Below are 26,800 nucleotides of genomic sequence, written 5' to 3'. Positions count from 1 at the left end.
TTGTTATGTTTCCTAATTATACTTATAAATTTTTGTGTTGGTTGAAGTGTTGATTGAAAAAAATAATCTCAAAAGCAGCATCCTCCTCGAATGTGTAGGGTCGCTCAGGTTTGCGCTGAAGCCATTTTTCATAGTAATCAGTTTTGGGTGCAATGGGCTGCGCTCCTTCAAATCGACCTTCTTGATAAAAATGATATAAGGGGCACATTTCCTCATTTGATTTCATATAGCGTGCCAGATAGGCGTTAGTATCAAATTCAGCAGATGGATTATAACCCAATTTCCAACCTACGGATATATAATGCAGCAGAGGGTCTTCACCACTTTTCTTTACATCCATATATTCTTGAAGGTAAAAGAGCTTATCAAACAATCTGTGCCCATAAATCGTCAAATATTGGTTTTCATATTTTTCAAACAAGCCTGGATCGCGGTCGAATATACAACAATTTTGAAACCTAGCCATGTTCGCCGCTTTTTTTAGTATTTCTTCTGCACGTTGGTGTTCTTCACGATACTTATCTCGAATAGTAGATGAAGCTTTTCCTGTTCCTTTAATTGCGCTAACCAGCAAACTTTCCCATTTTTTATTTATTGCATCTGGATGGTACTTAGCAGCAGTATCACGGGCTTTCAATCCCATTATACGACGCAGTTGTGGTTGATCCATTAAGTAACGCATACCTTCTGCCAAGCCTAATATCCGATCTTTGCTTGCCGTTATGAGCAAACCGTCCTCCCCATGAGTAATAATTTCATTGCTACCTGAGCATTCATCGTAGGCAATAACTGGGATGGCATGAGCCATAGCTTCGCGCAGCGCCATTGGGCAGCCTTCCTGCTCGGAAGGCAAAACTTTTAGGTGAACTTGAGGATAAATTTGATACATTTCATCAGTGTTGTTTGCTTGACAAAATGTCACACGGTTCTCAAGGTTGAGTTCCTTAACAAGTGCCTGTAGCTTTTCCAAAAGCGGACCCATCCCATAAAGCCATAAATCCCATTCAGGAAAATCATCTTTGATAATTGCAAACGCATTAATTAATAAATCTAACCGTTTTTCAAAAGAGAACCGACCAGAATAAAGAATTGTAAACCGACCTGCATTGTTAGGTTTATCTGGCGAACCAAAAGTTGTTGCTGGTTCAATTTGACTAGGTATAATTTCTAGTTTTTCTTGAACTGAAGGTGGAAAAATATTTTTATAGGAGGGCATTAAGACGTGACCAGCACTGGCGGCTAAAAAGACAGAGTTGATGGCAGGAAAACTATGCCATAAGTATTTTAAGCAATACTCTGAACTGCCCCGGATTGATTGAACAAAAGGAACTTTTGTGATGACACATACAGAAGCTAAGAAAAAAGACCACTGAGAGCTATTAACAATTAATACTAGGTCTGGTTTTAAATCCTTTAAAAACTTACATAAATCTTCAAAGTTCTTTTTCGTGCCATCTTGGCGAACAAATGCTAAATTAACGCGATCGTCGATTGGGTAGGCCAAATCAGTGTTAAGCTCACCACCATGACTTTTTTTCCAGCCTACTAAAGTGACCTCATATCCAGCATTAACCAAATGTTCTGTCAGGAATACATACGATCGCTGAACACCACCTATTTTAAACAAATCACCTGACGCGAAAATAACAATTTTGCTTTTTGAATTATCCGAATTAATCACTGCTTTACTCCAAGGTGCATTGTGCATTCCAGCATTTTTTAGGGTAGTTAAAAATGTGTGTGCGAGTTTTACTAAAATCAGATGGATATAAGAAAGCTTACACTACGGTGTCAGGTTTTTGGCAGAAATAGATTTTGTTTATCTCGTTATCTGTTGCATCTGACTTGCTAATTGTTGAAATGAGTGAAAGACCAGCTTTTACAATCCAGTTTTTCATTTCATCTTTTGTATGTTTGCTATTGTTGGCAATAAAAAAACCACCTGGGTTTAAAGCGTTATAAACTGATACCATAGTATTTGGGATATCTATTCCATGACCGTAAATAAGACCAAACATTGTAATTACATCAAATTTACTACCCGATTGACTGACAATATCGTAAATAGCAGGCTTTTCAATGCGTTGTAAAGTAACGCTATCTGGGTTGTCTAGCTCTAAAAACAACTTTTCAGCAGCAGTAAGCCAGCGCTGGTTATGATCCCAACCATGTAAGTTGTTAAACCCAAACTTGGCCAGAAAGAGTAGAAATTGTGCGGTTCCTGTGCCAAAATCTAGTATGCGACTGTCTTTTTTGACCTCTTTTTGCAAAAGAAACATTAATGTTTCTCGTAAATGAATTTTTTCAAAGAAAAAAGGATTAGAGCGATAAAAAAAGCCTTGGCATATATCTTTTTCATACCGTGGATCTACCTCTAGGAGTACGCTTTTAATTTCATCTTCTATCCCCAAACTCCAACTATCTTTTATATCTGATATGAACCTATACTCATTTTTTACATTTGGTAGCATCATTCCTGGCTGATGATTACTTTCCCCCTCGATGTCGTCAGCCCTGATACGCATTAGTTCTCCAGAAGTAAAGAAGTAATTCTTCGTAGTACAAGCATTCACAAAACAATTCGATTTCTCTGTTGTAGTACAATAAATTAACTTCCAATCCTTTAAATTTGTGCTTTCAATTAAGGCACAAAACCATTTCCCTCTAAAGCCCACAAATAAAGAATCATTAAACCATTCCATATAATGAACGAAGGGAACTGGCTTTAAATAAGGATATATTTCAGGAAAAGTAAATATTGTTTCAACATCATAAATCTTGTCTTCCCCATCATCGTCAAAGCACACAATTTTATTTCGACTGTCAAAGTGATCTGTGCCTAGTAAAACTTTATTATCATAGAAGTTGATAGCTGTAAAAAGAGGTCGTGTTTTTTGAGCTGAAAAAATTCTTGAAAAAGATTTTCCATTATCTTTAGAGCGAAATATACTGTGACTATCTTTGGACTTACCCCTATCCCCCTCACCAACAACCACATAAAGCCACTCGTTGGCGGGGTTGATGCGTACATCATGAATGTGTTTAGCATCCCATTGATGCACTACTTCCCATTGAATACCATCAGAACTTCCAAAAAGAATTGCTGGTCCATTTTGAGAATAGCGACCTATAAAACGATAGCCGTTATTGGCTTGGGTAAACCCTCTAGTTGTACCACCTAAGTCATTAATAACAACTTCAAATTTCCTTGTTTTCTCTGTGTACCTATATAGCTTGTTAGTGCTTCTGCTTGAATAATAGATGGCGTTTCCATCTGAATGTAGTCTTCCAATATCGGTATCTAGCTCTTCAAAATCGGAGCTGATTTGTGTTAAAAGCTCAAAGTCGTCTCCACAACTTATAGACCTGTAAATAGCATTGTTTTTTGTACTCACAAAAACTGTATTATTAAGTAGCGATTCTACGGACCAAACCAGTGTATTTTTTGGCAAAAAATTTGTCGGAATTGATTGGATTTTCCAGGATTTAACCAGATACTTTTGTGTGTTATTATTGTCATGATTTCCATTATTATTTGTTGCAGAAACTCTTTCAAGTCCTTGGCGAGCAATAGAGTGATCGGGAAAAATTTTTAATGTTTCTTGATAGCGTTTGCGAGCTTCACTGTTATCTTTTTTCTTTTCAGCAATAAATGCGTATCGAACATAGGGTCCAGGTGCATTAGGAAACCTCTTTATGGCAGACCTGAAAAAGTCCTCGGCTTCAGCCAAGCGATTAGTTGCAATTAAGATATTGCCATATCTCATATATCCAACAATCCTATCGGGAAAATACTCAACCAATAACCCATAATATTTTAACGCTAAATCAGAATTATCTTTTTCGTAGTCCTTAGCTGATTCCAACAAAACGCTGATTGCTTTTTCTTCCTCAGTTTTTGATGATTCCGAGCTTTCTTGAGAAAGAATCTGAAATGCACTCTCAAATTCGTGATTATTAATCAAGCTGTGTAAATCACTCATAACATAAACCTCTAATAATTCATTTAATAATTAATGACCTACTCAAGTGTGGAACTACTACACCAATGTCTGATGCAGATAAAAAACGTCCGTAACCTGTTTGTTGTAATGTGCCATCACGGTAAGTGTGCGTACCTCTCCAACAGGGAACATCTTCGCTCAAAGTCTCACTAGCATTTGTCCATGTTAAGCCATCATCGCTATACCAAACAGATCCTTTTCCTGTTACTGGCCTAACAGCAGTCCAAATCCGCCCGTTTCGATCGCATTCAAGAAAGAAACTTCCCCATCCATAACCTTTGCTTGCTTTTAATACTGGTTCTGGAGAAGTAGGTTGACTACTGCCATCATCTTTTACTCGGTAAACAATCACACTATCCAGATTCAAAGCTAGGCCAGTATCATCGCTCAAGTAAATATATTCATCTTTGAAGCAAATCCCAATAAACTGTAAGGTATTGTTAGAGTCAGCAAATTTTAGTTCCCAATCTAGCTTTATTAATTTGCATCCCCTACTCAAACACTGACTTAAAGGATTTGTGAGACGAATTAGAGAACCCTCTGCGGTATCTACAACCATGCGCAAACCCGAAGAAGAAACCAAAATATCTCCAGGAGCAACTTTTATTGTTTTGGAAAGCATAATTTCCCTGCAACCTACATCAGATGAAGTAGCTAAATCGACAGTTATGACTTTACTTCTCCAACATCCTCGCAAACCCTTTTTATCGCCTAAGCAAGCATAAAGCCAACCTGTAGATGGATTGACAGCAACATGATGAACATGAAGTTGATCTTTCCATTGTGGTGCAGAAACATTAGCCCATGTGTTTCCTCCATCCGCAGACCATAATACCGAACAAGAAGCATCAGGTTCATTGCACTCATGGTATACACCTGCAAAAAGGTTATTCGATTTATCTTCATCCATACCCCAGAAGCATTGTTCAAAGGCCATCTGAAACGTTTCACCAGCATCAGTGCTAACAAAGGTTCTGCCAAAACGCCCCTTTTTGAAACCTTTCAAACCAACATAGATGTTATCTGAACTGTCTATAAATAGTCCTCTAATATCACATGGACTGTCTGGAAATTTATATCGAAGTTGAATATTTTCAGGATTTCCTTTAGAAGACCACATCAAGCGATCTGGAAAACAGGCAGCAAAAAAACGATTTCGACTATCCCAACCATTTACTCCCAGGTGATGACTAAGATAGCTAGTTTTTGTTTCGTTAATTTTATCGCTTCTACTTTGGCAGGCTATACTTTTTGAAAAAGTTATATTTTTATCGCGTTTTAGAATAACAAGACCATGAATTTTGGATTCCCAATCAGTTAGCAAGTCAATTATTTTTCCCGTTCTATTATAAACACCATGTAAAACCATTTTTGCGTAAGGAACTTTCCTGGATTTAATATATTTGCGTAGATCGTAACATTCTGCTGGATTGTACAAAACCACAACATTTGCTGATGCAAAAGCAGTATCTAGTTCATCAATAGATTGTGCAAAAGTTACAACAAAATTGTCATTTTCACCAACGATGGGTTCACCTGTCGAAATTGACAGTGCATTGAGAAAAGAAACACCAGGAAAGACTTTCCATGTTATTTTTCTTTCTCTTAGAATAGGTATTATACTGCCAGCAACATTGCCATAAATTGCTACATCTCCAGCCATTGCAAAGGTTGTTTGTTTACCCTCTGCGACTAATTTTTCAACTTCATCGACAACTTTTTTAAAAATCGGATCTTTTTGCCATTCGCTATTCCATTTTACGTTATTTGGCATATAGGTTCTAATTTTACCTTCACCAACAATATCCCTGACAAAATTTTCCATCCAAGACCCAGATTTTGTCATTATATAAATGTAGTCGGAATTTATAAGCTGGTTATAAGCACCAAATGTAAGATGCTCTTTTAAACCAATTCCTAAACCTATCATTGAGACAGAAGACATAGCATTAATAATAAAGTTAAACCTCTATTTGTAACTCTAATTGAACTTGCTTAATAACTATCTAAATCTATACTCTCGAAAATCTTTCTGAATCATCTTCTTTTTCTCTATTAGTAATGCTCTCCAGAACATTTCATCTGAAAAATCTGGTATGGGATATTTTTTGTTAGACCGTGGTTTAGCTACAGAAGTTAACCGCCCAAATAATTCACTAACAGAAATATCCGCTGAGACACGCTCAAGCTTAACAAGAGGTTCTCGGCGACAAAGCAAGGTAGATGGTAACTCTGAGTTCCTCACCGCCTCCTCTCTGCATCCGCTCAGGCTTTTCAAAAGCCCCGGTAAGACATCACGCTCAAAAACAATATGTTGTTCCAGAAACATAACTTGCTCATACCTAGCAGTTTTGGCTATTTTACTCATAGGAGCTTGAGAAGACATCATTTCCGGTGGCAGCAGCCGGATCAACACACGGGGAATAAAAGGCTTAATAACAGACAGAGCTTCCTGGGGTTGAGCCGCAGGCATCAATATCTCTACAGGTTTATGGGTGTTATAACGTACAAAAGACCCTAAAAATTTCTTCACAGAGTGAATATCTTCCCCTACCCGAATAATTATAGATACTCCTTCTGTTACTGCCTTGCCATTTTTGCTACTGACAGGCTCCACTGCTGAACCTTCGGGACGTAATGAATACCAGATTAGATACTCCTCAGACAAAAACCCAGCTAGAGGCGAAACCTTCTTAATATATTTCTTAGCCAAAGTCTGTCGCGCCTTTTTAGCCTCCAGTTTCTCAGCACTGACAAAATCGTGATGAATTACTAACTTAGGCCAATAATAAATTCCTCTGTTAGGAAATTTCTGCAAACAACGGCTCGTTAACTCCACACCTTCATGCCCAAAAAGTAGCGGATCGAACTCCCCAACAGAGACAAACTCTTCCTTCTGAATCACCATATTACCTTCAGTAATCAATACTGCGGGTAAAGGATAAACCCCCAAATCATAGTGCAACGGAGGCTGTGCTTTTGGTGGATTACCACTGGGAAGTATTCGACCCCGAATTGCCAAGAAATCGTGGTTTTCCATCGCTTCCCGTGCGTTGCTGACATACCCATAATCCATAATGGCATCATCATCCAGAAAAATCAAGCGATCGCCCCAAGCAAAATGCGCCCCCACATTACGCCCCTCAGAGGGCAACAAATTTATAGGAGGAGACACCCAAAGCATTGGAAAGTCAGCTAACTGCTGGCGAACTGCTTCATTACCACCGTTGTCTATGAGAATAACTTCAAACCCCGTATCAGTTTGGTTGAATACTGATTCTAGACATTGCAGCAGCGCCGTACCTGCGTTAAAGCTGACAATAATCACCGAAAAGTGAACCGACTTCTGTGACCTTTTATCCTGCTTAGGAAAACTGTCATAATCAACACTTTGGCGATATACAGCCATCTGTTCGCGAGCTTCATCAAACCCCTCTTGGAGATATAACCTCCGAGCTTCTTCAAAGATTGTAAATACGTTCTGATTTTGTCTCATTACTTCAAAATTCCTGATGGGAAATAACTTTCTATTACCAACGGATACCACGAAAGATTACATCCTTGCGAATGTTATCCTTGTAGCGCTCCACCACCCGGAACATATCTTCCATCACCTCTTCAGTCAGGTAGTGCGGTTCAACACCAATATTCACTAAACCTTGGTAAGTTGGATTGTAGTAATGTTCCTCAGACTCTTTGCGCGGGTTTTCGATACTTTTAATCTCCACATCATAACCCAATTTTGTGCCTACCTTCTTAGTCAACTCAGCCAGTTGATTAACGCTGAAAGTTTCCATGATTTGGTTAAAAATACGAAGCTCGCCAGATTTTGCCAGCGTTATTTCAGACTTGTGTACGCATTGCAGTGTGTCTTTAATATTCAGATAACCCCGAATTTGCCCACCCTTTCCATAAACAGTCAGGGGGTAACCAACAACAGCTTGGGTAATGAAACGGTTGACCACTGTACCAAATACCTCATCATAATTGAAAAGAGTCTTCAGGCGATCGTCAATCACAGACTCCTCGGTTTCTAAACCATAAACCGGACCTTGCATTAGGTCTGTCACCCTTAAGTTCCACATACGAACCCCAAACCAAAGCAAGTCAGTATCCATAATTTTTGTGGTGTGGTAGATAGACGACGCTTGTCTAGGGAAGAGAAATTTGTCTTTGCGTCCCTTATGTTCAATTTCCAGCCAACCTTCCTCAATGTCAATATTAGGAGTTCCATATTCTCCCATCGTTCCCAACTTAATAATGTGGGTACTAGGAGAATAATCACGCACTGCAAACATCAGATTATTTGTAACCAGAAGATTATTTGAGATAGTGGTATTAGCGTAGTTGTAATTAATCAAAGAATAGGGAGCAGATGGCTGCTCTGCATAATGGACAACCGTATCTGGGATACCAGTAAACTTATTATTAACAGCCCACTGATAAGAAACACTACCATCAAAAAATGCACGCATTTGATGTGGGTTAGTCAGATCGCCAATCACCACTTTGATTTCTTTACCAGTTTTTTCATGCCAAATGCTGGCTCGCTCCTGTAGAGTGGGCAAACTATAAAGCATCCTTACATCCAATTCAGTGCAAGCATTGCGCCGGAAATAGTTATCCACTACGGTGACATCATAACCGCGTTGGGAAAAGTACATAGCTGTGGGCCAACCAAGATAGCCATCACCGCCGAGTATCAGAATATGTGCCATGTTGTATTCTAGCCTCCTGTGTATTGTATATTGTTTATTATTCTGAACTAATTGTGTTTTGTCAGATTTTGTGGTAATAAGTCTGCTTCCAGAAGTTGATTCCCAAGCAGAAAATCCGTTAACTCTTTTTGAGATAAGGGCTTTTCATTGTTAGAATTATAGGGCTTTTCAACCGTTAAAGACAGAATATCTGGATAATCATATTCAATCTTGTCAGAAATACTACCAAAAGCAGGTATAACAGCAAAATAGTTTTTCAATTCATACGTTCGTCTAGTTTCCTCACTATTCATCAGTTCTTCATAGAACTTCTCACCAGGTTTAGCCCCAATGGTTACGACTTCGATAGCATCAGGGCGATAGCCGTAAACCGGAGCCAACTGCTGAATCATAACCTCAGCCAAATTTAGAATCCGAATCGCTGGCATTTTTGTCACAAAAATTTCTCCCCCTCTAGCAAGGATACTTGAATCAATTACAAGTCTGGTAGCTTCCTTAATACTCATTATGAAACGAGTCATTTCTGGGTCTGTCAGAGTCACTGGACCACCACTGCGAATCTGTTCGTGAAAAACAGGTATGACAGAGCCTCTGGAACCAAGAACGTTTCCAAAACGAGTAGAAGCAAAAACTGTCCCACTTCCCTTCAAGGATTCGCTGCTAGCTGCAGTCATCAGCTTTTCCCCCATGAGTTTGGAAGTTCCCATCACATTTGTAGGATTAACAGCTTTATCAGAGCTGGTAAAAATCACCCTTTCTACCTTTGACTCATAAGCAGCTTCAATGACATTTTGAACACCATTAATATTAGTCTGAACAGCTTCAAAAGGGGAACGCTCGCAGAGTACAACGTGCTTAAATGCCGCAGCATGAAAAACAATATGTACACCTTGAAACATTCTAATCAGCTTGTAGCGATCGCGGATGTCTGCTAGAAAGAAAGTAACATTTGTCTGTTGCTGATAGCGCTGCTGTAGAAAAAATAGTTCAGATTCGTTATTGTCTAGTCCAATTAGCTCGCCTACAGCATATTCTTCTGTAAGCTGGCGTACCAGTTCTTTACCTACAGTGCCACAGCATCCTGTCACTAATACAGATTTTTTGTTAAGGTGCGTCATATTGTTCCAGTTGTACTTTCCAATTTTATAAGATGTATACTATCATTTGAATTATTTAAAGATTTATATTGCTTAACTCCTGATATTTCAAATAATATTCTTCCAGCATTTCTTGAGCTTGAGTTAGCTGGAGTAGAAGCAGTTCGTTTTCTTTATGGAGGCTATCGGTTGCTGTTTGTTCTGCTTTCTGTCTGTCCTCCTCTCTTTTTGCCAAAAGGTAATGTCCATCCACCCCATCAAAACCCAAATCTACAGCTTTCTGATAAACCTCAACCGCCTCATCCTTTTCCCCCAACTCCAACAAAATATCCCCCAACTGCTGCCAAACTAAAGCAGATCCAGGATGCAACTCCACCGCCTTCCTCAACTCAACCTCCGCCTCCCGCCAACGTTCCAACCGCATCAACCCATACCCCAACTGATGCCTAACCACAGCAGACTTAGGATTAATCTCCACCACTAACCGATACTCAACAACAGCCTCCTCCCATCTACCCAACTGCCCCAAAGCATAACCCAAATGATGCCTCACCTCGGCTCCAGCAAAACCCAAACTAATCGCCCGCCCATACTCAACAACAGCCTCATCCCATCTACCCAACTGCCCCAAAGCCTGACCCAAACCAAACAAAACTTCACCAGACTCCCCAGACAAAACCACCGCCTGACGATAAAATTCCACGGCCTCCGACCATTGTCCCAACTTACCCAAAGCCTCAGCCAAACCCAAACAATAATCAACCCCACCGGGACTCATCTCCCAACTCCGACGATAAAACTCCACCGCCTCAGACCATTGCTCCTGCCCAGACTTAGCCGCCCCCAAATAATAATAAGCCTCTGTCTGTAGGGACGTTCCATGAAACTTCCCTGCATTTGCATACAACATATTTACCACTTTGTCAAGACACTGCTCTGCCTCCGACCATTGCCCCAACTTCACCAACACCGCTCCCAAACCAAGATAAAACTCTGGCACATCGCTCTTCTGCTTCACGGCCCGACGAAAATAACCCAAAGCCTCCTGAAATTGACCTTCACCCTGTAACAAAACCCCCAACTTGTAGAGAGACCAGGAAGCTTGAGGATTTATGGCCACAGCCTGACCAAAAGCAGCGATCGCCTCATCTATGCGCCCCACCTTAACCAAAGCCTCCCCCAAATTATGATGAGTATGGGAAAAACCAGGATTAAGAGCGATCGCCTCACGGTAAGCAGCCACAGCATCATCGAGCTTGCCCTCCCGCAACAATTGATTAGCAGTTTTGAAATTAGTTTGAACCATGGTTAGAATTTAGAATTTAGAATTTAGAATTACCTCTTCTTATAAGTGTAAGAGGATCAGTTAAAAGGATTTGTTTCTTGGTCTCATGGATATGGCGTAAGTTTCCTCCCCATCCCACCCTACGGGAAAGCTGCGCTAACGACCGCTTTTTTTCCCATTTCAAGGGGAAGCTAATAAAGCTGAATTCTTTAATTATTAATTATTAATTATTCATTATTCATTATTAAAAGACCTACAATTGAAAAATCGTTGGAGAGATTTGGAAATAATCTGCTAGAACTTTTGCTTGCCAGTTATTCAAAGAAAGTTGACCATCTACGACCTGAGAAACTACCTCATCAGAACCAATAATTCCTACTAAATTTTGTTGACTAATTCCGCTTGCTGTGATTAAGTGCTGTAAAACTTCGTAAGGTTTCACTGATGCCATAGGATAGTTTTCAGCTTCATAATTTTCTATTAACAAAACTAACAAATCATATAAAGCTTTTTCCTCCTGAGTAAGATTTTTAGCGAAAGTTAGCTCTTCTAACACTGCCAAATACGCTTCGTATTCTAGTTCTGTTTCTATAACTTTTGGAGTAAATTAGAAATAACTCAAAAATTAAAAGTCAAAAGTTAAAAGTTAGAAATTAAGTCAAAAGTGGGGGGAGGGAACAGAGCTAATTCTTTAACGCACCCTACTGGACTCCTACTTCTGACTTCTCAAAGGGCGGGTTCATCTAAATTTAGTGTTAAGCAATTAACTTAAGGCCAAACCCGCCCCTACTGGACTGACTCCCTACACTCCCCTTTTCAAGGACCTGAATATAAACGTACCAAAGCAATACCAGTAACAACAGCGACAAAAAACCATGTTACCAACAGACCTATTACTTCACTAATAAATAGACCGATCGCCCCATACATAAATCCACCCACTGCCCAACCAAGGGATAAACCTACAGACCAAGCAATAATATTGGCAATTATCCACCATTCTTCCCAATAAATTTGCTTCCTGAGTACAAACCATTGGCCTAATCCCAAAATTGCCCCCACAATAGCTCCATTAATCAACCCATGAAATAGCCTGACTGAAATTTGTTCTGTTCGTGGGGCCACCCAACCTAATGCTCCTAAACTACTGGCCCCGATTAATAACCATGTCACAATAGTTAATACAACCCACCATCTACTTCGGAAAATATAATTTCTCAGTACCAACCATTGGGCTAATCCGATGACAGCACCGCCCATGGCTCCTGAAAAAGCACCAATATAGGGTCTAACACCTACTTCTACAAATATTAAACTGACCAAAAAGCCGACAACAGTGAAAAATACCCACTGTAACCAAAAACCCCAGCCGATGGTTTTGGACTTAGTATGAGATGGATAATAATATGATTTAGTAATTGACACAAGCTCTTCTACAATTAATAATTAATAATTAATAATTACCTCTCCTTGAAAATGGATAGTTATTAGTAGTGGCGTGTCAAGCTGAAAATGGTTTATTAAATTTTTTAGTATAATTCTTGCTCTGACTAAGGTTTGGAGAATTTTCCTAAAACACTATTTCAAGCTTGACACGCCAGTAGTGGACCGTTTCATCTTAAATAGTGCATTAGAATTGTCATGGCGTTAGCGTAGCTTTGCGATAGCAAACAATAGTGTTTGCCTAGCATTCCGTAGGAAAGCAATCTCTAGCCAATTTCCTATTGCATCATTTTAGTTGAAACAGTCCACTACTGCTCCCTAGTTTTTAACTTTTGAATTCATATGACTTTTGACTTTTGACTTTTGACTTTTGACTTTTGACTTCTCAAAGTTTCGGACGAGATACAGAGGTAGGAAACATTTTCTTGAAACCAGTCCGGCGCTCTTGGGGTGAATTTGGAGTCAAATAACCCCATAAAGTTTCCCAATAGAAAAAAGAAACTCCCGCAAAGTGGCGATCGCGTACTGCTTTTACTTGTTGTTGAATTTGCTCTATCTTCATGGAAGTTTTCATGGTGCCTGTGAGGATACCTATACTGAAAGGAATTTTACTTTTGGCCAATTTCACTTCTGGTTGTTCTAATTCTGCTAAAAATGAGGGTAAGTTATCTCGATACACCTGTAAAACAAATTCGTCTACTATACCTCGCTTGATCCAAGTTGGCCAATCTTGCAAATATAATTTATAAGCAAAGTCATCAGGATTAGAAGACAAGGATACTATACAATTAGGTTTAACTGCTTTGACGGCTTTATAAAGTCTTTCCATTAAAGCAGTTATTTGATTTGCTCGCCATTGCATCCATTCTGGGTCTGTAAAATCTTCTGGAGGCATTTTACCCTGATGTTGTTCCCTGTAGAGGCGAACTGTAATTGGATCGTAGCCTAATTGTACTGGCATGGCAAAGCGATCGTCTATTTGAATGCCATCGACATCGTATTTTTTGACAACTTCTAATACCAGGTCGATAAAAAATTTTTGCACCTGGGGGTGAATGGGGTTAAGCCAAACATTATTGATAGAGAGTGACTGTTTTAGTGTTGTTAATAAAGACTGTTCATCTGGTTCTGGGAGCAGGTCTTTAAGTTCTAATTCAAATATATCCTCGGAAAAATTTCTATTTTTGTCAAGACTGGTTGTCACCCAGTGGGGATGGCGTTTGACTAACAGAGAATTTATTGGTGCCATGAAACCATATTCAAACCAAGGAATGACTCGTAAACCTTGGCGGTGCGACTGTGTAAATATTTCTCTGAGTACATCTCCACCAAGGCGAAATGTGGCAAGGGTAGGGTCTTGAGGTTGACCCGTGACTTTTTGAGCAACCTCACTGGGATAAAATGTGTTGCCTCTATTCCAGGTTACGGGATAAACAGTGTTGAAGTTGAGTTGAGAAAGTTGACGGAGGGCGCGGTTAATTCCCCAGGGAGCGAATAATACGGTACTACTAACATTCGTTATCCAGACTCCACGCACCTCTTTTTTTTCAGGTATAACTTTTGCGGTGACTAATTTTGGCGAGCTTACTATTGCGCATAGGAAAATAGAAAGAAAAGCGATCGCGACTCCTATTCCTAGCCAGATTTTTAATTGTTTGAATTTATAATTAATGTTATTCATTATTAGGGAGTAGGGAGTAGGCAGCTTTGCTGTAGGCAGTAGGCAGTAGAGAGAAATCATCAATTATTTCTGTGGGATGATTGATTTTATTTTTTATTATTAGACATCTGGTAAAAATTAAAAATAAAATCAATTATTATCCATAAATTATCAATTATTATTCCCTGTTACCTGTTATCTGTTCCCTGTTCCCTCTTTTATGGATATGTCTATTGGAGATATCTATCATACCAAGCATGAAAAAAGAATGTTACGAATAATAGGGGCAATTAAAAGACTTTATAGGAGATGTCTATTTTCATAAATATGAAAAAGCGTTTCCTGGCGGAATGCTCCACAAACAAATACCGGCATTGCTGAATTAAGGTATGAAAGTAGGTTTATAGGGAACAGGGAACAGGGAACAGGGAACAGGGAACAGGGAACAGGGAACAGGGAACAGGGAACAGGGAAAAGTTAATATTAACAAGTAGTTCAAACCATCCAAAATAAAAAATCCCAAATACAAAATCATCAAATCATACCCACCAGTCAGCAACGCCCAAATACCTAATTAGGGTTTGCTGAAACAGTCTTTTTTGAGTAGTAGGGGAGCGGGGAAGTAGAGGAGTAGGGGAGTAATTTTTAGGCTACTCTCCTGCCCAAAATGCTAACTTTTTGAGCATAACATAATAGAGCTGAAAACTAGATACTTTTTCCAGAGCTAAAAAGGCTAAAACCTTTATCTATAAATGCTTTTAGATTTAATCAGCAAGCCCTAATTATATTGAATATTAATTCACGCTTCTCAAATTTAGAGATGTGCCAACTCCTGATTCAAATAATATAAATTATTTGAGAGTTTAGCGATCACGAATTTCTACAATCATGCCTTAATTCAGCAACGCCCAAATTTTTAGGCTGATAGCTGATAGCTAATAGCTGATAGCTAGTTAAGTTACGAGAGGTTCGAACCTAGCCAAAACCTCATCAATTAATTCAGGAGTTGCTTTTTCAACAAAACTTGCACCTCTGGCACTGCAATCAACAGCTCTTAACTGATCCACCAGCACAACACCATGAGTTTGTATCTGAGCAGGCAGTTCAACCTCAAAAGGCCATCCTTTCTTTTTACTGGTGATGGGGCAAACCAAAAGAATTTTGGAAATGCGGTTGTAAAGCAATGGTGAGATCACAATTGCAGGGCGGTAGCCCGCCTGTTCGCTACCAGTTCTTGGATTAAGCTGCAATTGAATGATGTCACCTCGTTCGGGGACAATTCCATCAATTTTTACCAACTTTCTGCTCCCATCGACTCACCCCAATCTAATTCATCATGCTGCATATCTGGAGTAGCCTCTTTAAGTAGCTCCTCAAGGCTGTATTTAGGTTTGGTAGGTGACAGAATAATTTTATTACCTTCTGTAGATATAGAAACAGTTGTTCCTTCTTTTAAGCCCACCTCTTGGATAATCGCTTGCGGAAGTATAACTCCAAGGGAATTACCCCAGATACTAACTTTTCGAGTTACCATAGTTTAAAAATTATATGAAGTTTATAATAAGTTAAATATAGAATTAGTCAGGAAAGAACAATGATTCTATACTAGAAATATGTAGGGACGCTCCATAAAACATCCCTACTTCGTTTTCGGCAGAAATTTTTGGATAACTGTACAACCTGATTTGATTCTACTTAACTAAAGTTGCGATCGCTCTTGCCAAAGCATCCACAGCTTCAGTAACTTCGGCAGCAGTTACAATAAGTGGAGGCACAAAACGCAATACTTTCGGCCCCGCAGGTACGATCAATAAACCCTCATTCATGGCAGCTTTGACTAGATCGATAGAAGTCAACTCCACATCTGCCTTCAACTCCATACCATTAATTAAACCCCAACCGCGCACTTCGCTAAATAGATCGGGATACTTAGTGGCAATAGCATTTAACCCTACTCGCAACTGTTCGCCTCTCTGCTGTACATTTGTCAACAAATTTTCCTGTTCCAAAGTTTGACAAACAGCGAGCGCTACCGAACAAACAAAAGGGTTTCCACCAAAAGTGCTAGCATGACTACCAGGTTCAAAAACATCACAGTGAGATTTGCATAACATTGCTCCAATGGGAATACCTCCACCTAGTCCCTTAGCGGAAGTAAAAATATCTGGCTCGATGCCTAAATTTTCATATCCCCAAAGTTTGCCACTACGACCCATACCTACTTGTACTTCATCTAATATCAAGAGAATGCCTTTCTCGTCGCAAATTTCTCTAATTCTTTGAAAGTAAGCCACATTACCAGGGCGAACACCTCCTTCTCCCTGGAGTGCTTCTAGCATAATAGCTGCAACTTGTCGTTTGTCTTTGTCTAATTCAGCGATCGCGCTTTCTATCGCAGCAATATCATTGTAGGGCACATAATAAAATCCTGGCATTAAGGGGCTAAAACCTTTATGATACTTTGGTTGTCCCGTTGCGGTAATAGTTGCTAGAGTACGTCCGTGGAAACTAGCATGGGCAGTCAAAATTATAGGATTTTCAATATCTAATTTTTCGTGAGCATATTTGCGGGCTAATTTTATTGCTCCTTCGTTAGCTTCTGCTCCAGAATTACAGAAAAATGCTTTGTCTGCACAGGAGTGTTCTGTCAACCACTGTGCTAATTCTCCCTGAACTGGTATATAGTATAGATTGGATACATGATGTAGCCGTTGAATTTGTTGCGAGACTGTTGCCATCATTACGGGGTGAGCATGACCAAGGGTACAGGTAGCAATTCCGGCAACAAAATCCAGATATTCTTTTCCTTCAGTATCCCAAACACGACAACCTTCGCCCCGTTCAAGAGCAATGGGGAAACGCCCGTAAGTGTTCATTACATAAGCGTTGAAGTTGTCAGCACTAAATGTTGTATATCCGCCTGTTGTTCCTAAAGATTGCTTTACTATTGTTTCAGGAGTCATAAATCATCATCCTCAAAATCCTCAAAATCAAACTCAATGTTAATTTAATTTTAAAAGAATATATAGAATTTGTAGGTTTTTTTTAATTTATATAGCAGAAGAAAGAAGGAAGAAGGAATAAGGAAAAATCTGGCGTTGTCTGAGTTTTAAGCTTTTGATATGTCCGCGCCCTTTGCTTCGACTGCTATAATATTTTCAGGACTTACGCGAACTATTGAATCATGCAGCATCTGTAGGATTAAACGGCCGTTTGCCCCTATTAGGTATGGTGGTTATGCGTCAGTCCTGATTTTCTCTAAAGTTTTTCGCCATATCAATTTTTATTGCTTTTACCTTGTTTTTTTAGATTCTTTTAAACTTTCTTTTTTGATGTGGGGGAGTAGGGGAGTAGGGGGAGTAGCAAACAAAAGTAAGTTTTTTTTCACCATCTAAAACCTATCGCCTATCACCTTACCGAATAATTAAGGTTTAATACCAAATCTCAAAAGTTTTGCTACATCTCCTTGAGAGTAGGGAGTAGAGAGTAGGGTGAAAAGATATAAGATATCTTGGTTTAATGCTGATAATCGTTACAAACATGATTCAACCATTATTATTACTTAATAACTGAAGTTCCATGGGAAGTATAGCTTATTTTTGGGAATTGGTATAAAGCCTCTCCTTTAAAGGAGAAAAAGCGGTCGTTAGCGGAGCTTCCCGAAGGGTGGGATGGCGAGGTTTCCTCGCCATATCCAATCGACCAAGAGAAGAAAAAAAATTACCTTTTGCGTCAATCCTATCCGTTTTCAAGGAGAGGTAATAATTAATTATTAATTATTAATCGTTGAACACCTACCACCTTCTTATTTCCTAACCTTTAATCCTGTCATAGTTTCAAGTTCTTGTCTGAATAATAAAGCATATCGACTAGGGATATCAACCAAGGTAACGCTTTCATTATTTTGTGCATCCAAATAAACAATTGCTATTTGAACCCTAGCTTGTTTATCTATAGCACTAATTATTCCACCTACAGGAGAAAGAATACCTTTAGCAATACTTTTTCTGACTTGAGTTTTCGCATAATCTCCTGTAGAAAGTTCTGTAATTTGTTCTTTCTTTAAAGTAAAATTAGCATCTTGATATTCTTCTTTATCAAATTCTATATCCAGGCGCTTACCCGAAATATCTACGTTGACTTCGCATTGATTTAACTCCCCATTATTATTATTTAAACAATGAGCACCATGAGTTCTAGCTAAGGCAATATTAGCTGGAAAAAATAATGAAGCAATAGAGACAAGAGCAATTAATTGTTTTTGCATAATTTTAGCCATTTTAATTAATAAAAGTCAGGAGTCAGGAGGAAGAAAGAAGGAAGTTTTTGGCGTTGCATAGTGACGAATGATTTTAGATTTTTGATGAACAGGATTTTGGATTAATCAATTGCTAGAATGATTGATATTAGGTTTTTTTAGTCAAAGTCTAAACTAATTTTTGGCAATATCATTCCATAATGTGCAACCCCAAGTTTTTTATCACGCTATTAAACGGACATGATATTAGTTATATAGGAGAGAAGGAATAAATGGATACTGAAAAGTTGCCCCTCCCAGTCTACAAACCCCAAAAAGCTTGTAGAAACTATTGAGGCGGTGGAGTATTACAACAGATTTCACCATGGCGTGAGGTACATCCTTCGCAGGCAAGATGCCCGCACTATCAACATCTTAACGTTAATATTTGTACTTCATATACAACCGAATCTGCTGTAAACCCATGAAGAAAAAGGTTAGTGGTGCATTGTAATGGTATAGTTGCCACTGGGAGCATCTTGCTCCCGTTCTAATGATTTTTGCCATGATATAGCCAGAGAGAGCATTTTATACCATTTCTGAATAATAATGCTATATTTGATTACCATCTCCCTACTCCCCTACTCAAGGAAACATAGAAAAGTTTTTGAGGTTTGGTATTATTCAGAACTACGAATCTGTAAACCAGTCAAAATTTCTAAATCTTTCATTAGAGGTTCGCTTTGTTTTGTAGGAATATCAATCATAGTGACATTTTTATTGTTTTGATAATCCACATATTCAATAGCTAACTGAGTCCTGTCCTGTTTAGCAAACATACCAACTAAAGCTCCCAACGGACCGAGAATTAAACTGGCACCAATAGTTTCTTTGGCTCTTTTTTTAGCATATTCACCAGTTGAAATTTCAGTAATTTGATTACCTCTCAACTTCATATTAACATCTTGAAATTTTTCAGATTTAAAATTCATTTCCAGGCTGTTATTTCGGTCTGAGATAATAACTCTACACTTTTTCATTTCACCACTAATAATATTCAGGCAGTGAGCGCCATGTTCTCCAGCTAAAGCCTGGTTGTTACTCCAAACAACTGTAGCAATAGATATCAAAATAGCAATTTTTTTCATACTCTTAATGTAGTGAATTAATACTTAATCAGATTGACTAAAGCTTTTTATATATTAGCTCTAATAAACCTAAACTATATTATATTATCTAGAGAATTAGTGTTGGATAATTAACAGTATCAAGAATAAAAAACATCTATAGCGCTACCCGCTAGGGAACAGGGAATAGTGAACTGTAAAAGTGTTTTAGGATTGAAAAATGTCCTAACCAATTCTTGTAATGCTATAAAGTTGATATCGATAAAATTATGGCCAATTTCATTAGTATCCCCAGATACTTTTTCCTTCTTGCTTTTTCAAATAACAATCCTAATATCAAGTCTCATTAATTAGCCATAATAAAAATGTTTTCTCTGATAAATTTCTCCCTATTCCCTATTCCCTATTCCCTAAATTTTGTATTGTGGGTATTCAAAGAGACATGATATAAATCATTCCTAATATTGCTGCGATGTTTCCCATTTCCTATTCCCGATATATTGTATGAAGTTTTACAAAAAATCAATATCTATAGTTGTAAATATCAAATAAAATAGTAAACGAAAAAGTATACTAGCCAAAGCAACATGAATAATTTACAAAAGTGGACATCACTCTTAGGTAGAATATTTCTCTCTGCAGTTTTTATCAAATCAGGTATTGGTAAAATTTTAGATCCAGCAAGTACTCAACAATATATGGCATCTGCAGGAATTCCAGGTTGGTTATTAATTCCGACAATTGCTGTTTTATTAATAGGTGGATTATCTGTTTTAGTAGGTTATAAAGCTCGTTATGGCGCACTTTTATTAATAGGATTTTTAATTCCAAGTACTCTGATTTTCCACAATCTTTTTGCAGATCCTTCCCAGGAAATTGCTTTTATGAAAAACCTTGGATTAATAGGAGGATTGTTAATAGTTTATTCTTTTGGACCAGGTTCAATTAGTTTTGATGGGAAAAATATTAATTATGATTAAATAAGGCAGAAGAGAAAATTACTTATGGATAGTATCCGACACGCCACTTCGTTTCTTATAACCCCAAACAATTTTAAGCACTCCTGTTGACGGTGAGGTATTAAACCCGCTACAGAAAAAATAATACTAAATTTATTGAGGAAAAAAGTCAAAAATAAACTTAATAATTTCCTAGATTTATACACAAACATAGTATGGAAATTGCTATATCAAAAGTTTAAAATTCAGACAAAGCAAAATTTTACCTTCTTCCTTCTTTCTTCTTCTTACCGAATAATTAAGGTTTAAAGCCTCTCCTTTAAATGAGAAACAAGAAAAAATTTTCCTTTTATTCAATCCTATCCGCTTTCGGGAGAGGTAATTATCAATTATCCATTATCAATTATCAATTATTGAATTCTTCCTTCTGCTATAAATATCAATAAATTTGTTAGAAAATATGAAAACACAGTGGGAAAACTTTTTACAAAATCTTGGTGAATGGCATGGTTCATTTACTAAAATTTCTGCTCAAGGAGATATAGTTGAAGATACACCTAGTATTCTGATTTTAGAAAGTTTGGATGATCAGAATAAAACAGTCCGTCTCACTCTTCGTCGCTTTACTTCTTCAGGGGATAATTCTCAGCCAAAAGTTAATGAATTAGTCAGAGAATATCAAACCTTTGGCAAAGATACTATGTTTTTTGAAGATGGTGCTTTTTCTCAAGGTTCAATTCAAATATCACCAATTTCAGTTAATGGCGCTGAGTTTAGTTTTATTAATCAAAATCGTCGTCTTCGTTTAGTAGAATTATTTAACCAGGATGGAAGTTTCCAAACATTAACTTTAATTCGAGAAAAACGAGCAGGTACAAATGCTTTAGAAAATCCAACTCTCACAGTAGATGCTTTATTAGGGAAATGGCAGGGAGAAGCTATTACTATTTATCCCGATTTGCGGACACCGGATGTTTATCCAACTCAAATGGAGTTAAAAATTGATAATACAGGTCGATTATTGCAGCAAATTACTTTTGGTAATACTAATCAGAAAATAATTACTTCTACTGCGAGAATTGAAGGCTCTATTTTACACTTTGACCAAGGTTCTCAACCTGTAAAAGTCTTACTTATTCCTGATGGTGCTTCTGCTACTTTGCCGATTAAAGTTGAGTTGAGAAAACCTGTATTTTTTGAAGCTGGTTGGTTAATTAAACCTGACCTTCGTCAACGACTTATTCGTACTTATAATGAGAAAGGAGAATGGGTTAGTTTAACTTTAGTTACTGAGCATAAAATTAATTAAAATTACTTTTAGCAAGACCTAAGTAACCTGGAAGAAGGAAGAAGGAAAAAGTGGATGGGGACAGTTAACGAACTGGCACTTCGTGTCTACAAACCCCAAGTAATTGTAAATATCGTGTAGAAGGTGGGGTATTAAACTCAAAAGAAAAAGATAATTTTAGAATATATTTTGTTGAAGAAGCAAGAATAAATTTAGTTATCTAGGAGAAAAGGAAGAAAGAAAAAAGTGAATGGGGATACTGAAAAGTTACAGCTCCGTATCTATAAACTTCAACTAATTGTATAAATTATGTAGAAAATGAGGAATTATACCAAATTCAAAAAAGGCAGTTACATCTTAATTTGTGATTTATTCCTAAAAGAAAAAATTATAAGTTCCATAAATTCTAAAATTTCCACCTTTTTTACTCTTTAATATTTATGTTTTTCTTTCCCTGTTCCCTTTTCCCTGTTCCCTGTTCCCTGTTCCCTGTTCCCTGTTCCCTGTGTCCTCACGCTTTGCAATATTTTATGAAATTGGTATTAAACCAAAGAAAGCTATTAACAGAAGGAGGAAAAATGTCATTATCTCTCAAAATTATTCTGCTAGTCGCTACAACAATTTATCAAGCGATCGCCTGTCATTTGGAAAATCAAAAACCACCTCCAGGAAAACTATTTGATGTTGGTGGTTATCGTCTACATTTATATGTTGTAGGAGAAGCTAGTCCAACAATTATTCTCGACCACAGTTTAGGTGGAATAGAGGGATATTTCCTAGTAGAAAAACTGGCAAAGTTAGGGCGAGTATGTATTTACGACAGAGCTGGATATGGATGGAGCGAACATAGCCCCCATCCTCGAACTAGCAGTCAAATTGTCACAGAATTAGATACCTTACTTACCCAAGCAAAAATTCAGCCACCTTACATTTTAGTAGGAAATTCTTTTGGTAGTTACAATGTCAGATTATATGCTCATCGTTTCCCAGAAAAAGTTATTGGCATGGTACTTACAGATGGACTCCATGAAACAGGAATGCTGAAGATGCCTATCCAATTACAAGCTTTGAAACTATTATTTATTTCCGGCTTTGTTATGTCTATTTTAGGTTCAATATTAGGAATTATTCAGCTATTAAGAAAATGTCGAATATTTGAATTAATCAAACCTGAATTACAAGATTTTTCTCAAGAGTCGAGAAATCATGTAAAACATTCTTTTTGTCGCTCTAAACACTGGATTACAATGAGTCGAGAAATACTAAATCTAAATAATAGTGGAAATCAGGTTATTATTGCTAATCAGTTTGCTTCGATGCCAGTAGTTAGTATCAAAGCTAATTCTTTTTTTCAGTCTTCTTGGTGGACTTTTTTAATTCCTCTGAAATCAGCCAACAAATTACGAGAGCAAATGCACAAAAATTTGTGTAATCTATCAACAAATTGTGTTCAAATTCAAGCCAATAAAAGTAGCCATTTTGTATGGATAGACGAACCCAGTCTAATTGTAGATGGTGTCAAAATTTTACTAGACAAACTAAATCAAACTACATCGACGACTTAACGCCAATTTCAAAAGTGATTTATACTTTTTATCGCTAATAGTATAAGCTCCAAATCTTTCCAAGTGGGGGTTATTCATCTGAGCATCAAAAAAAACAAACTGTCGCTTTAGAGTAGTCATAAGGGGAGACTTGAGACCTTATTTCTTGATCAACCAAAATAATTACTTTCTCAGCTCCCTCGCAATGACAGTCATAGGTTGAGAGCGAGTTGAAGACTTAGTTTATAAATCAGTATCTAATAACTGAGTGCTAATTACTATAGATTACATCGACGACTTAACGCCAATTTCAAAAGTGCTTTATACTTTTTATCGCTAATAGTATAAGCTCCAAATCTTTCCAAGTGGGGGTTATTCATCTGAGCATCAAAAAAAACAAACTGTCGCTCCCTGAGTCGCTCCACCAACTTTACCATCGCCACCTTCGACCCTTCAGGAATATTGAAAAACATTGACTCCCCAATAAAACCCCCACCAATCACAATTCCTAAAATCCCCCCAGCAAGTTCATCTCCTTGCCAAGTCTCAAAACTATAAGCATACCCCGCTTGATTCAAAGCTTTGTAAATCTGCTTGAGTTCCCCAGATATCCAAGTTGTTTCTCGATCTGCACAACCTTCAACTACAGCCTCAAAATCCTGATTAACACCAACAGTAAAACGATTTTGATTAATTATACGACGTAGTGACCGTGGATAGCGAAATCTTTCATCCAAAGGAATCAAAGCTCGTTTCCTACTACCATACCACTTTAAACTATTCTCTCCATCATTCGCCATGAGGAAATAGCCCTGAGCATATCCTTGTATGATGGAGTTAATATCATATTCTATCATGGAATTACCATTAACAATTTATAATAGAAAATTTAAGATTATGCCTGAACCAATAAAACCAATTACTTTACCCACAGCAGAAAACCCCGAACAGGAAGGGGAATGGTTGCGAGCTTCCTTACACAAATGGCTCAATCAAGAGTTTATCCCGGAAAAAGTTAATGAGGACATTGCTAAAAGAGCGGCCCAAATATTTATTCGCCACCGTATGGAAGGAGAAAATGATTTAGGCTCATTGGTAATTGCTATTGTGACAGAAATGCAAGCCTTTGATTTTTCCCAGAGTTTTTATGGAGAGTTCGCGATCGCCAATGCTGTTAGTGACTTGCTATTAGATAGTCTGGGAATAGAGCGCTGTTGTGGACAATAAAAGATTTTAATATTCCCAGTTCTTACTTTTTTAGGGGGGTTTTGGCATAATGGGCGCTTGTTTTCCCATCTTTTATATCATGTCTTGATAATAGCGATGTGGAAAAAACTTGTCCTCTTGCTTCAACAGCAAATCTTTCTATTTTCCCTACTCCCCTACTCCCCTACTCCCCTACTATTCTACTTATCTTAATAATAAGTATTCAACTGGACATAATATTACAGGTGGACAAACTGATTTGTTTAACCCACCCCTAAATAAGAGATATAAGACTTTCAGCTAACCTGAAAGCTCAGTGTAGATAGCTATAAACTACCAACTAGACTTAACAACTCCTGGTAGAAGACCTTCGTGAGCCATTTCTCGGATAACGTTACGAGATAGTCCAAAATCCCGATAATAACCTCTTGGGCGTCCAGTTAACCAACAACGGTTTCGCACGCGAGAAGGGGCACTATTACGAGGTAATCTCTGGATTTGACGATGGATTTCTATTTTATCTTCTAAATCTTCTGCTTCTTCAAATTGCAGTTTAAGCTCTGCACGTTTAGCAGCATATTTTTCTACTAATTTTTTGCGTTTTTTCTCACGCTCGATCATGCTCTTTTTTGCCATGATTAGTTTCTTTAATTGCTCCAAATAATCGGTATCTTTAATTTTAAGGTATTAACCCAATCTCTAATAATACCATATATTTTGTCAGGTGTGGTGAGATAGAGTGATGGGGTGATGGGGTGATGGGGTGATGGGGAGCTAGGGAGCTAGGGTGATAGAGTGAGTCCCCATCACTCCTAACCCGTCCCAGGAAGGGAATATCAAGAAAAATTTAGCAATGGCGCATCGGTTAGAACATTTTTTTATACCGAACCCGAGCGGATTTGATATTATATCAAGTTCGCTTCAATACTTAATCAAATAAATAATGACGGAGGAGTCAGGAGTTAGGAGAGGAGAAGAAAGTTTTGTATCACGCTATTCAACTAATACGGTATTATATTAAAGTCTGCTTGAACAATCTCACTTCAATTTAGTAGTTAGTAGTCAGTAGAGGATGTTAAACCCTTAAACGTTTAGTATTGCTAGAAATTTTACTACTTCCTACTCCCTACTCACTACTCCCTATTACCTCTATACCTCAAGTAGGTTTCTGCAAATCTGCGGTCGAAGGACATAAGTCAGCCAATATACATTTATCGCAGGCTGGATTTTTGGCCTTACAAACTGCCCGGCCATGATAAATTAATCGGATTGACCAATTTTCCCAATCAGGTTGAGGTAGTAACCGCATTAAATCTCGCTCTATTTTAATTGGATCGGAATGTTCTGTTAAACCCAATCTTTGACTTAACCGTTTAACATGAGTATCTACTGTTACCCCTACAATAATTCCATAGGCATGAGCTAAAACAACATTAGCTGTTTTCCTTGCTACTCCTGGTAGTTGTAACATTTGTTCCATCTGCTTTGGCACTTGGTAGTTGAACTTTTCAACAATCATTTGGCAAGTAGCCTTAATATTTTTGGCTTTATTACGATAAAATCCTGTGGAGCGCACTAGGTTTTCTAATTCTTCAAGATCTGCATTTGCTAGTGCTACAGCATCCGGGAATTTTTCAAATAAGGCAGGTGTAACTTTATTAACTCGTTCATCTGTACATTGGGCAGAAAGGATAGTTGCCACAAGTAACTGTACTGGGGTTTGATAACTCAGGGTACAGGTGGAATCTGGATAAAGACGTTTGAGACGAAGGAGTATTTCGAGCGATCGCTTTCGCTTCGCTGAAAATTTACGAGTTGTCACCATTATTGGGAAGGAAGATGGAAGAAGAAAGAGACAGAAAGGAAAGAATAAGGCGTTGCATATTTGTGGGATGAATTGTATGCTTGGACAAAAAAGAAGTATGAAGTATTAAGGATGAGATTTACCTGTTCAAAAAAGATTCATCCCTTGATTCAGCAACGCCCAGAAAGGAAAGAATAATTTATACCATAAGGAAGAAGGAAGAGGCAAGAGTAAGGAAGGAAAGTAAAATCAACCACTTTTTCCATCTATGTCTTTACTTATTTTACTCAAGAACTTAATTTTCGAAAGAAAAAAAGGACAGGACTGACGCATGAGGCACTAAAAAGTAGCATTTGAGATTGCTTTCCGTCCCGGAATGCTCCGCAAACCCTGTTGGTCGCAATGACAGAAATACCTTCTCATGCGTA

At 37.9% G+C, this 26,800-nt stretch carries 23 protein-coding genes and 1 pseudogene; 4 read left to right on the top strand and 20 right to left on the bottom strand.

The window, feature by feature from the left end; translation table 11 throughout:
* Nucleotides 1-22 precede the first annotated feature (22 nt).
* The 16 genes from F6K06_RS15845 to F6K06_RS15770 all read right to left on the bottom strand — a co-directional run bounded on the left by F6K06_RS15845 (nt 23) and on the right by F6K06_RS15770 (nt 19,592).
* Nucleotides 23-1,708, bottom strand: coding sequence for a glycosyltransferase (locus F6K06_RS15845; protein ID WP_287239595.1), 1,686 nt, complete (start codon nt 1,706-1,708; stop codon nt 23-25).
* A gap of 70 nt (nt 1,709-1,778) precedes the next feature.
* Nucleotides 1,779-3,983 carry a methyltransferase domain-containing protein gene (locus F6K06_RS15840; RefSeq protein WP_287239593.1) on the bottom strand — a complete coding sequence of 735 codons (2,205 nt, stop codon included), beginning with the start codon at nt 3,981-3,983 and terminating at the stop codon, nt 1,779-1,781.
* Nucleotides 3,984-4,002: 19 nt separating this feature from the next.
* Nucleotides 4,003-5,949 carry an SAM-dependent methyltransferase gene (locus F6K06_RS15835; protein ID WP_287239591.1) on the bottom strand — a complete coding sequence of 649 codons (1,947 nt, stop codon included), beginning with the start codon at nt 5,947-5,949 and terminating at the stop codon, nt 4,003-4,005.
* 57 nt (nt 5,950-6,006) lie between these two features.
* The gene (locus F6K06_RS15830; protein ID WP_287239588.1) at nt 6,007-7,500 is read right to left on the bottom strand and encodes a glycosyltransferase family 2 protein; all 1,494 of its coding nucleotides are present in this window, start codon (nt 7,498-7,500) and stop codon (nt 6,007-6,009) included.
* A gap of 34 nt (nt 7,501-7,534) precedes the next feature.
* Nucleotides 7,535-8,722 carry an NAD-dependent epimerase/dehydratase family protein gene (locus F6K06_RS15825; RefSeq protein ID WP_124143501.1) on the bottom strand — a complete coding sequence of 396 codons (1,188 nt, stop codon included), beginning with the start codon at nt 8,720-8,722 and terminating at the stop codon, nt 7,535-7,537.
* A gap of 47 nt (nt 8,723-8,769) precedes the next feature.
* Nucleotides 8,770-9,840 carry an SDR family NAD(P)-dependent oxidoreductase gene (locus tag F6K06_RS15820; RefSeq protein ID WP_124143500.1) on the bottom strand — a complete coding sequence of 357 codons (1,071 nt, stop codon included), beginning with the start codon at nt 9,838-9,840 and terminating at the stop codon, nt 8,770-8,772.
* Nucleotides 9,841-9,895: 55 nt separating this feature from the next.
* Entirely contained in the window at nt 9,896-11,125 is a 1,230-nt protein-coding gene (locus tag F6K06_RS15815) for a tetratricopeptide repeat protein (protein WP_287239583.1), read from the bottom strand.
* Between the two features lie 232 nt (nt 11,126-11,357).
* The gene (locus F6K06_RS15810; protein ID WP_205127402.1) at nt 11,358-11,660 is read right to left on the bottom strand and encodes a type II toxin-antitoxin system HigA family antitoxin; all 303 of its coding nucleotides are present in this window, start codon (nt 11,658-11,660) and stop codon (nt 11,358-11,360) included.
* A gap of 260 nt (nt 11,661-11,920) precedes the next feature.
* Entirely contained in the window at nt 11,921-12,529 is a 609-nt protein-coding gene (locus F6K06_RS15805; RefSeq protein WP_124145506.1) for a hypothetical protein, read from the bottom strand.
* A gap of 403 nt (nt 12,530-12,932) precedes the next feature.
* Complete coding sequence (locus tag F6K06_RS15800) at nt 12,933-14,228, bottom strand: glycoside hydrolase family 10 protein (RefSeq protein ID WP_192901138.1); 1,296 nt, start codon at nt 14,226-14,228, stop codon at nt 12,933-12,935.
* Nucleotides 14,229-15,160: 932 nt separating this feature from the next.
* The gene (locus F6K06_RS15795; protein ID WP_287239574.1) at nt 15,161-15,505 is read right to left on the bottom strand and encodes a type II toxin-antitoxin system PemK/MazF family toxin; all 345 of its coding nucleotides are present in this window, start codon (nt 15,503-15,505) and stop codon (nt 15,161-15,163) included.
* Nucleotides 15,499-15,741 carry an AbrB/MazE/SpoVT family DNA-binding domain-containing protein gene (locus F6K06_RS15790; RefSeq protein WP_124147404.1) on the bottom strand — a complete coding sequence of 81 codons (243 nt, stop codon included), beginning with the start codon at nt 15,739-15,741 and terminating at the stop codon, nt 15,499-15,501. Before F6K06_RS15790 ends, F6K06_RS15795 begins: the two co-directional genes overlap by 7 nt.
* 157 nt (nt 15,742-15,898) lie before the next feature.
* Complete coding sequence (locus tag F6K06_RS15785) at nt 15,899-17,170, bottom strand: aspartate aminotransferase family protein (RefSeq protein ID WP_124147405.1); 1,272 nt, start codon at nt 17,168-17,170, stop codon at nt 15,899-15,901.
* A gap of 842 nt (nt 17,171-18,012) precedes the next feature.
* The gene (locus F6K06_RS15780; protein WP_124147406.1) at nt 18,013-18,474 is read right to left on the bottom strand and encodes a hypothetical protein; all 462 of its coding nucleotides are present in this window, start codon (nt 18,472-18,474) and stop codon (nt 18,013-18,015) included.
* Between the two features lie 467 nt (nt 18,475-18,941).
* Nucleotides 18,942-19,073: a hypothetical protein gene (locus F6K06_RS15775; RefSeq protein WP_275670459.1), complete on the bottom strand. Its 132-nt coding sequence runs from the start codon at nt 19,071-19,073 to the stop codon at nt 18,942-18,944.
* A 51-nt stretch (nt 19,074-19,124) separates the two neighbouring features.
* A complete protein-coding gene (locus tag F6K06_RS15770; protein WP_124147407.1) occupies nt 19,125-19,592 on the bottom strand; it encodes a hypothetical protein in 468 nt (155 codons plus the stop codon).
* Nucleotides 19,593-20,158: 566 nt separating this feature from the next.
* Between F6K06_RS15770 and F6K06_RS15765 the strand changes: the two genes are divergently transcribed.
* From F6K06_RS15765 to F6K06_RS15755, 3 genes are all read left to right on the top strand, one after another.
* The gene (locus F6K06_RS15765) at nt 20,159-20,551 is read left to right on the top strand and encodes a DoxX family protein (protein ID WP_287239567.1); all 393 of its coding nucleotides are present in this window, start codon (nt 20,159-20,161) and stop codon (nt 20,549-20,551) included.
* A 439-nt stretch (nt 20,552-20,990) separates the two neighbouring features.
* Nucleotides 20,991-21,839: a DUF3598 family protein gene (locus F6K06_RS15760; RefSeq protein WP_124147409.1), complete on the top strand. Its 849-nt coding sequence runs from the start codon at nt 20,991-20,993 to the stop codon at nt 21,837-21,839.
* A 557-nt stretch (nt 21,840-22,396) separates the two neighbouring features.
* The gene (locus F6K06_RS15755) at nt 22,397-23,383 is read left to right on the top strand and encodes an alpha/beta fold hydrolase (RefSeq protein WP_124146597.1); all 987 of its coding nucleotides are present in this window, start codon (nt 22,397-22,399) and stop codon (nt 23,381-23,383) included.
* Here F6K06_RS15755 and F6K06_RS15750 read toward each other — a convergent pair.
* Together F6K06_RS15750 and aat are read right to left on the bottom strand one after the other, a co-directional pair.
* Nucleotides 23,357-23,491, bottom strand: a pseudogene (locus tag F6K06_RS15750) (leucyl/phenylalanyl-tRNA--protein transferase); the annotation flags it as partial. The gene F6K06_RS15755 and the pseudogene F6K06_RS15750 sit on opposite strands and share 27 nt — an antisense overlap.
* 149 nt (nt 23,492-23,640) lie before the next feature.
* Nucleotides 23,641-24,219, bottom strand: a complete 579-nt coding sequence (gene aat, locus F6K06_RS15745) for a leucyl/phenylalanyl-tRNA--protein transferase (protein WP_124146598.1) — start codon at nt 24,217-24,219, stop codon at nt 23,641-23,643.
* 40 nt (nt 24,220-24,259) lie between these two features.
* Between aat and F6K06_RS15740 the strand changes: the two genes are divergently transcribed.
* Complete coding sequence (locus F6K06_RS15740) at nt 24,260-24,589, top strand: hypothetical protein (protein ID WP_124146599.1); 330 nt, start codon at nt 24,260-24,262, stop codon at nt 24,587-24,589.
* Nucleotides 24,590-24,901: 312 nt separating this feature from the next.
* Here the strand turns inward: F6K06_RS15740 and rpsN are convergent, their stop codons facing one another.
* A complete protein-coding gene (gene rpsN / locus F6K06_RS15735) occupies nt 24,902-25,204 on the bottom strand; it encodes a 30S ribosomal protein S14 (protein ID WP_124146600.1) in 303 nt (100 codons plus the stop codon).
* A gap of 520 nt (nt 25,205-25,724) precedes the next feature.
* Nucleotides 25,725-26,393 (bottom strand): endonuclease III, encoded by a 669-nt coding sequence (gene nth, locus F6K06_RS15730; protein ID WP_124146601.1) that lies wholly within the window; start codon nt 26,391-26,393, stop codon nt 25,725-25,727.
* Nucleotides 26,394-26,800: the final 407 nt, after the last annotated feature.

This window comes from Okeania sp. SIO1H4, from assembly GCF_010672695.1.
Taxonomy (GTDB): Bacteria; Cyanobacteriota; Cyanobacteriia; order Cyanobacteriales; family Microcoleaceae; genus Okeania; species Okeania hirsuta.
Note: the sequence above shows the minus strand (reverse complement) of the source record. Positions and strands in the feature narration are given on the sequence as shown.

Bases quoted from the DNA above. Each gene is read 5' to 3' on its own strand.
- F6K06_RS15845 (WP_287239595.1), bottom strand. From the start codon at position 1,708: ATGCACAATGCACCTTGGAGTAAAGCAGTGATTAATTCGGATAATTCA.
- F6K06_RS15840 (WP_287239593.1), bottom strand. From the start codon at position 3,983: ATGAGTGATTTACACAGCTTGATTAATAATCACGAATTTGAGAGTGCA.
- F6K06_RS15835 (WP_287239591.1), bottom strand. From the start codon at position 5,949: ATGTCTTCTGTCTCAATGATAGGTTTAGGAATTGGTTTAAAAGAGCAT.
- F6K06_RS15830 (WP_287239588.1), bottom strand. From the start codon at position 7,500: ATGAGACAAAATCAGAACGTATTTACAATCTTTGAAGAAGCTCGGAGG.
- F6K06_RS15825 (WP_124143501.1), bottom strand. From the start codon at position 8,722: ATGGCACATATTCTGATACTCGGCGGTGATGGCTATCTTGGTTGGCCC.
- F6K06_RS15820 (WP_124143500.1), bottom strand. From the start codon at position 9,840: ATGACGCACCTTAACAAAAAATCTGTATTAGTGACAGGATGCTGTGGC.
- F6K06_RS15815 (WP_287239583.1), bottom strand. From the start codon at position 11,125: ATGGTTCAAACTAATTTCAAAACTGCTAATCAATTGTTGCGGGAGGGC.
- F6K06_RS15800 (WP_192901138.1), bottom strand. From the start codon at position 14,228: ATGAATAACATTAATTATAAATTCAAACAATTAAAAATCTGGCTAGGA.
- F6K06_RS15790 (WP_124147404.1), bottom strand. From the start codon at position 15,741: ATGGTAACTCGAAAAGTTAGTATCTGGGGTAATTCCCTTGGAGTTATA.
- F6K06_RS15785 (WP_124147405.1), bottom strand. From the start codon at position 17,170: ATGACTCCTGAAACAATAGTAAAGCAATCTTTAGGAACAACAGGCGGA.
- F6K06_RS15780 (WP_124147406.1), bottom strand. From the start codon at position 18,474: ATGCAAAAACAATTAATTGCTCTTGTCTCTATTGCTTCATTATTTTTT.
- F6K06_RS15775 (WP_275670459.1), bottom strand. From the start codon at position 19,073: ATGGTAATCAAATATAGCATTATTATTCAGAAATGGTATAAAATGCTC.
- F6K06_RS15770 (WP_124147407.1), bottom strand. From the start codon at position 19,592: ATGAAAAAAATTGCTATTTTGATATCTATTGCTACAGTTGTTTGGAGT.
- F6K06_RS15765 (WP_287239567.1), top strand. From the start codon at position 20,159: ATGAATAATTTACAAAAGTGGACATCACTCTTAGGTAGAATATTTCTC.
- F6K06_RS15760 (WP_124147409.1), top strand. From the start codon at position 20,991: ATGAAAACACAGTGGGAAAACTTTTTACAAAATCTTGGTGAATGGCAT.
- F6K06_RS15755 (WP_124146597.1), top strand. From the start codon at position 22,397: ATGTCATTATCTCTCAAAATTATTCTGCTAGTCGCTACAACAATTTAT.
- aat (WP_124146598.1), bottom strand. From the start codon at position 24,219: ATGATAGAATATGATATTAACTCCATCATACAAGGATATGCTCAGGGC.
- F6K06_RS15740 (WP_124146599.1), top strand. From the start codon at position 24,260: ATGCCTGAACCAATAAAACCAATTACTTTACCCACAGCAGAAAACCCC.
- rpsN (WP_124146600.1), bottom strand. From the start codon at position 25,204: ATGGCAAAAAAGAGCATGATCGAGCGTGAGAAAAAACGCAAAAAATTA.
- nth (WP_124146601.1), bottom strand. From the start codon at position 26,393: ATGGTGACAACTCGTAAATTTTCAGCGAAGCGAAAGCGATCGCTCGAA.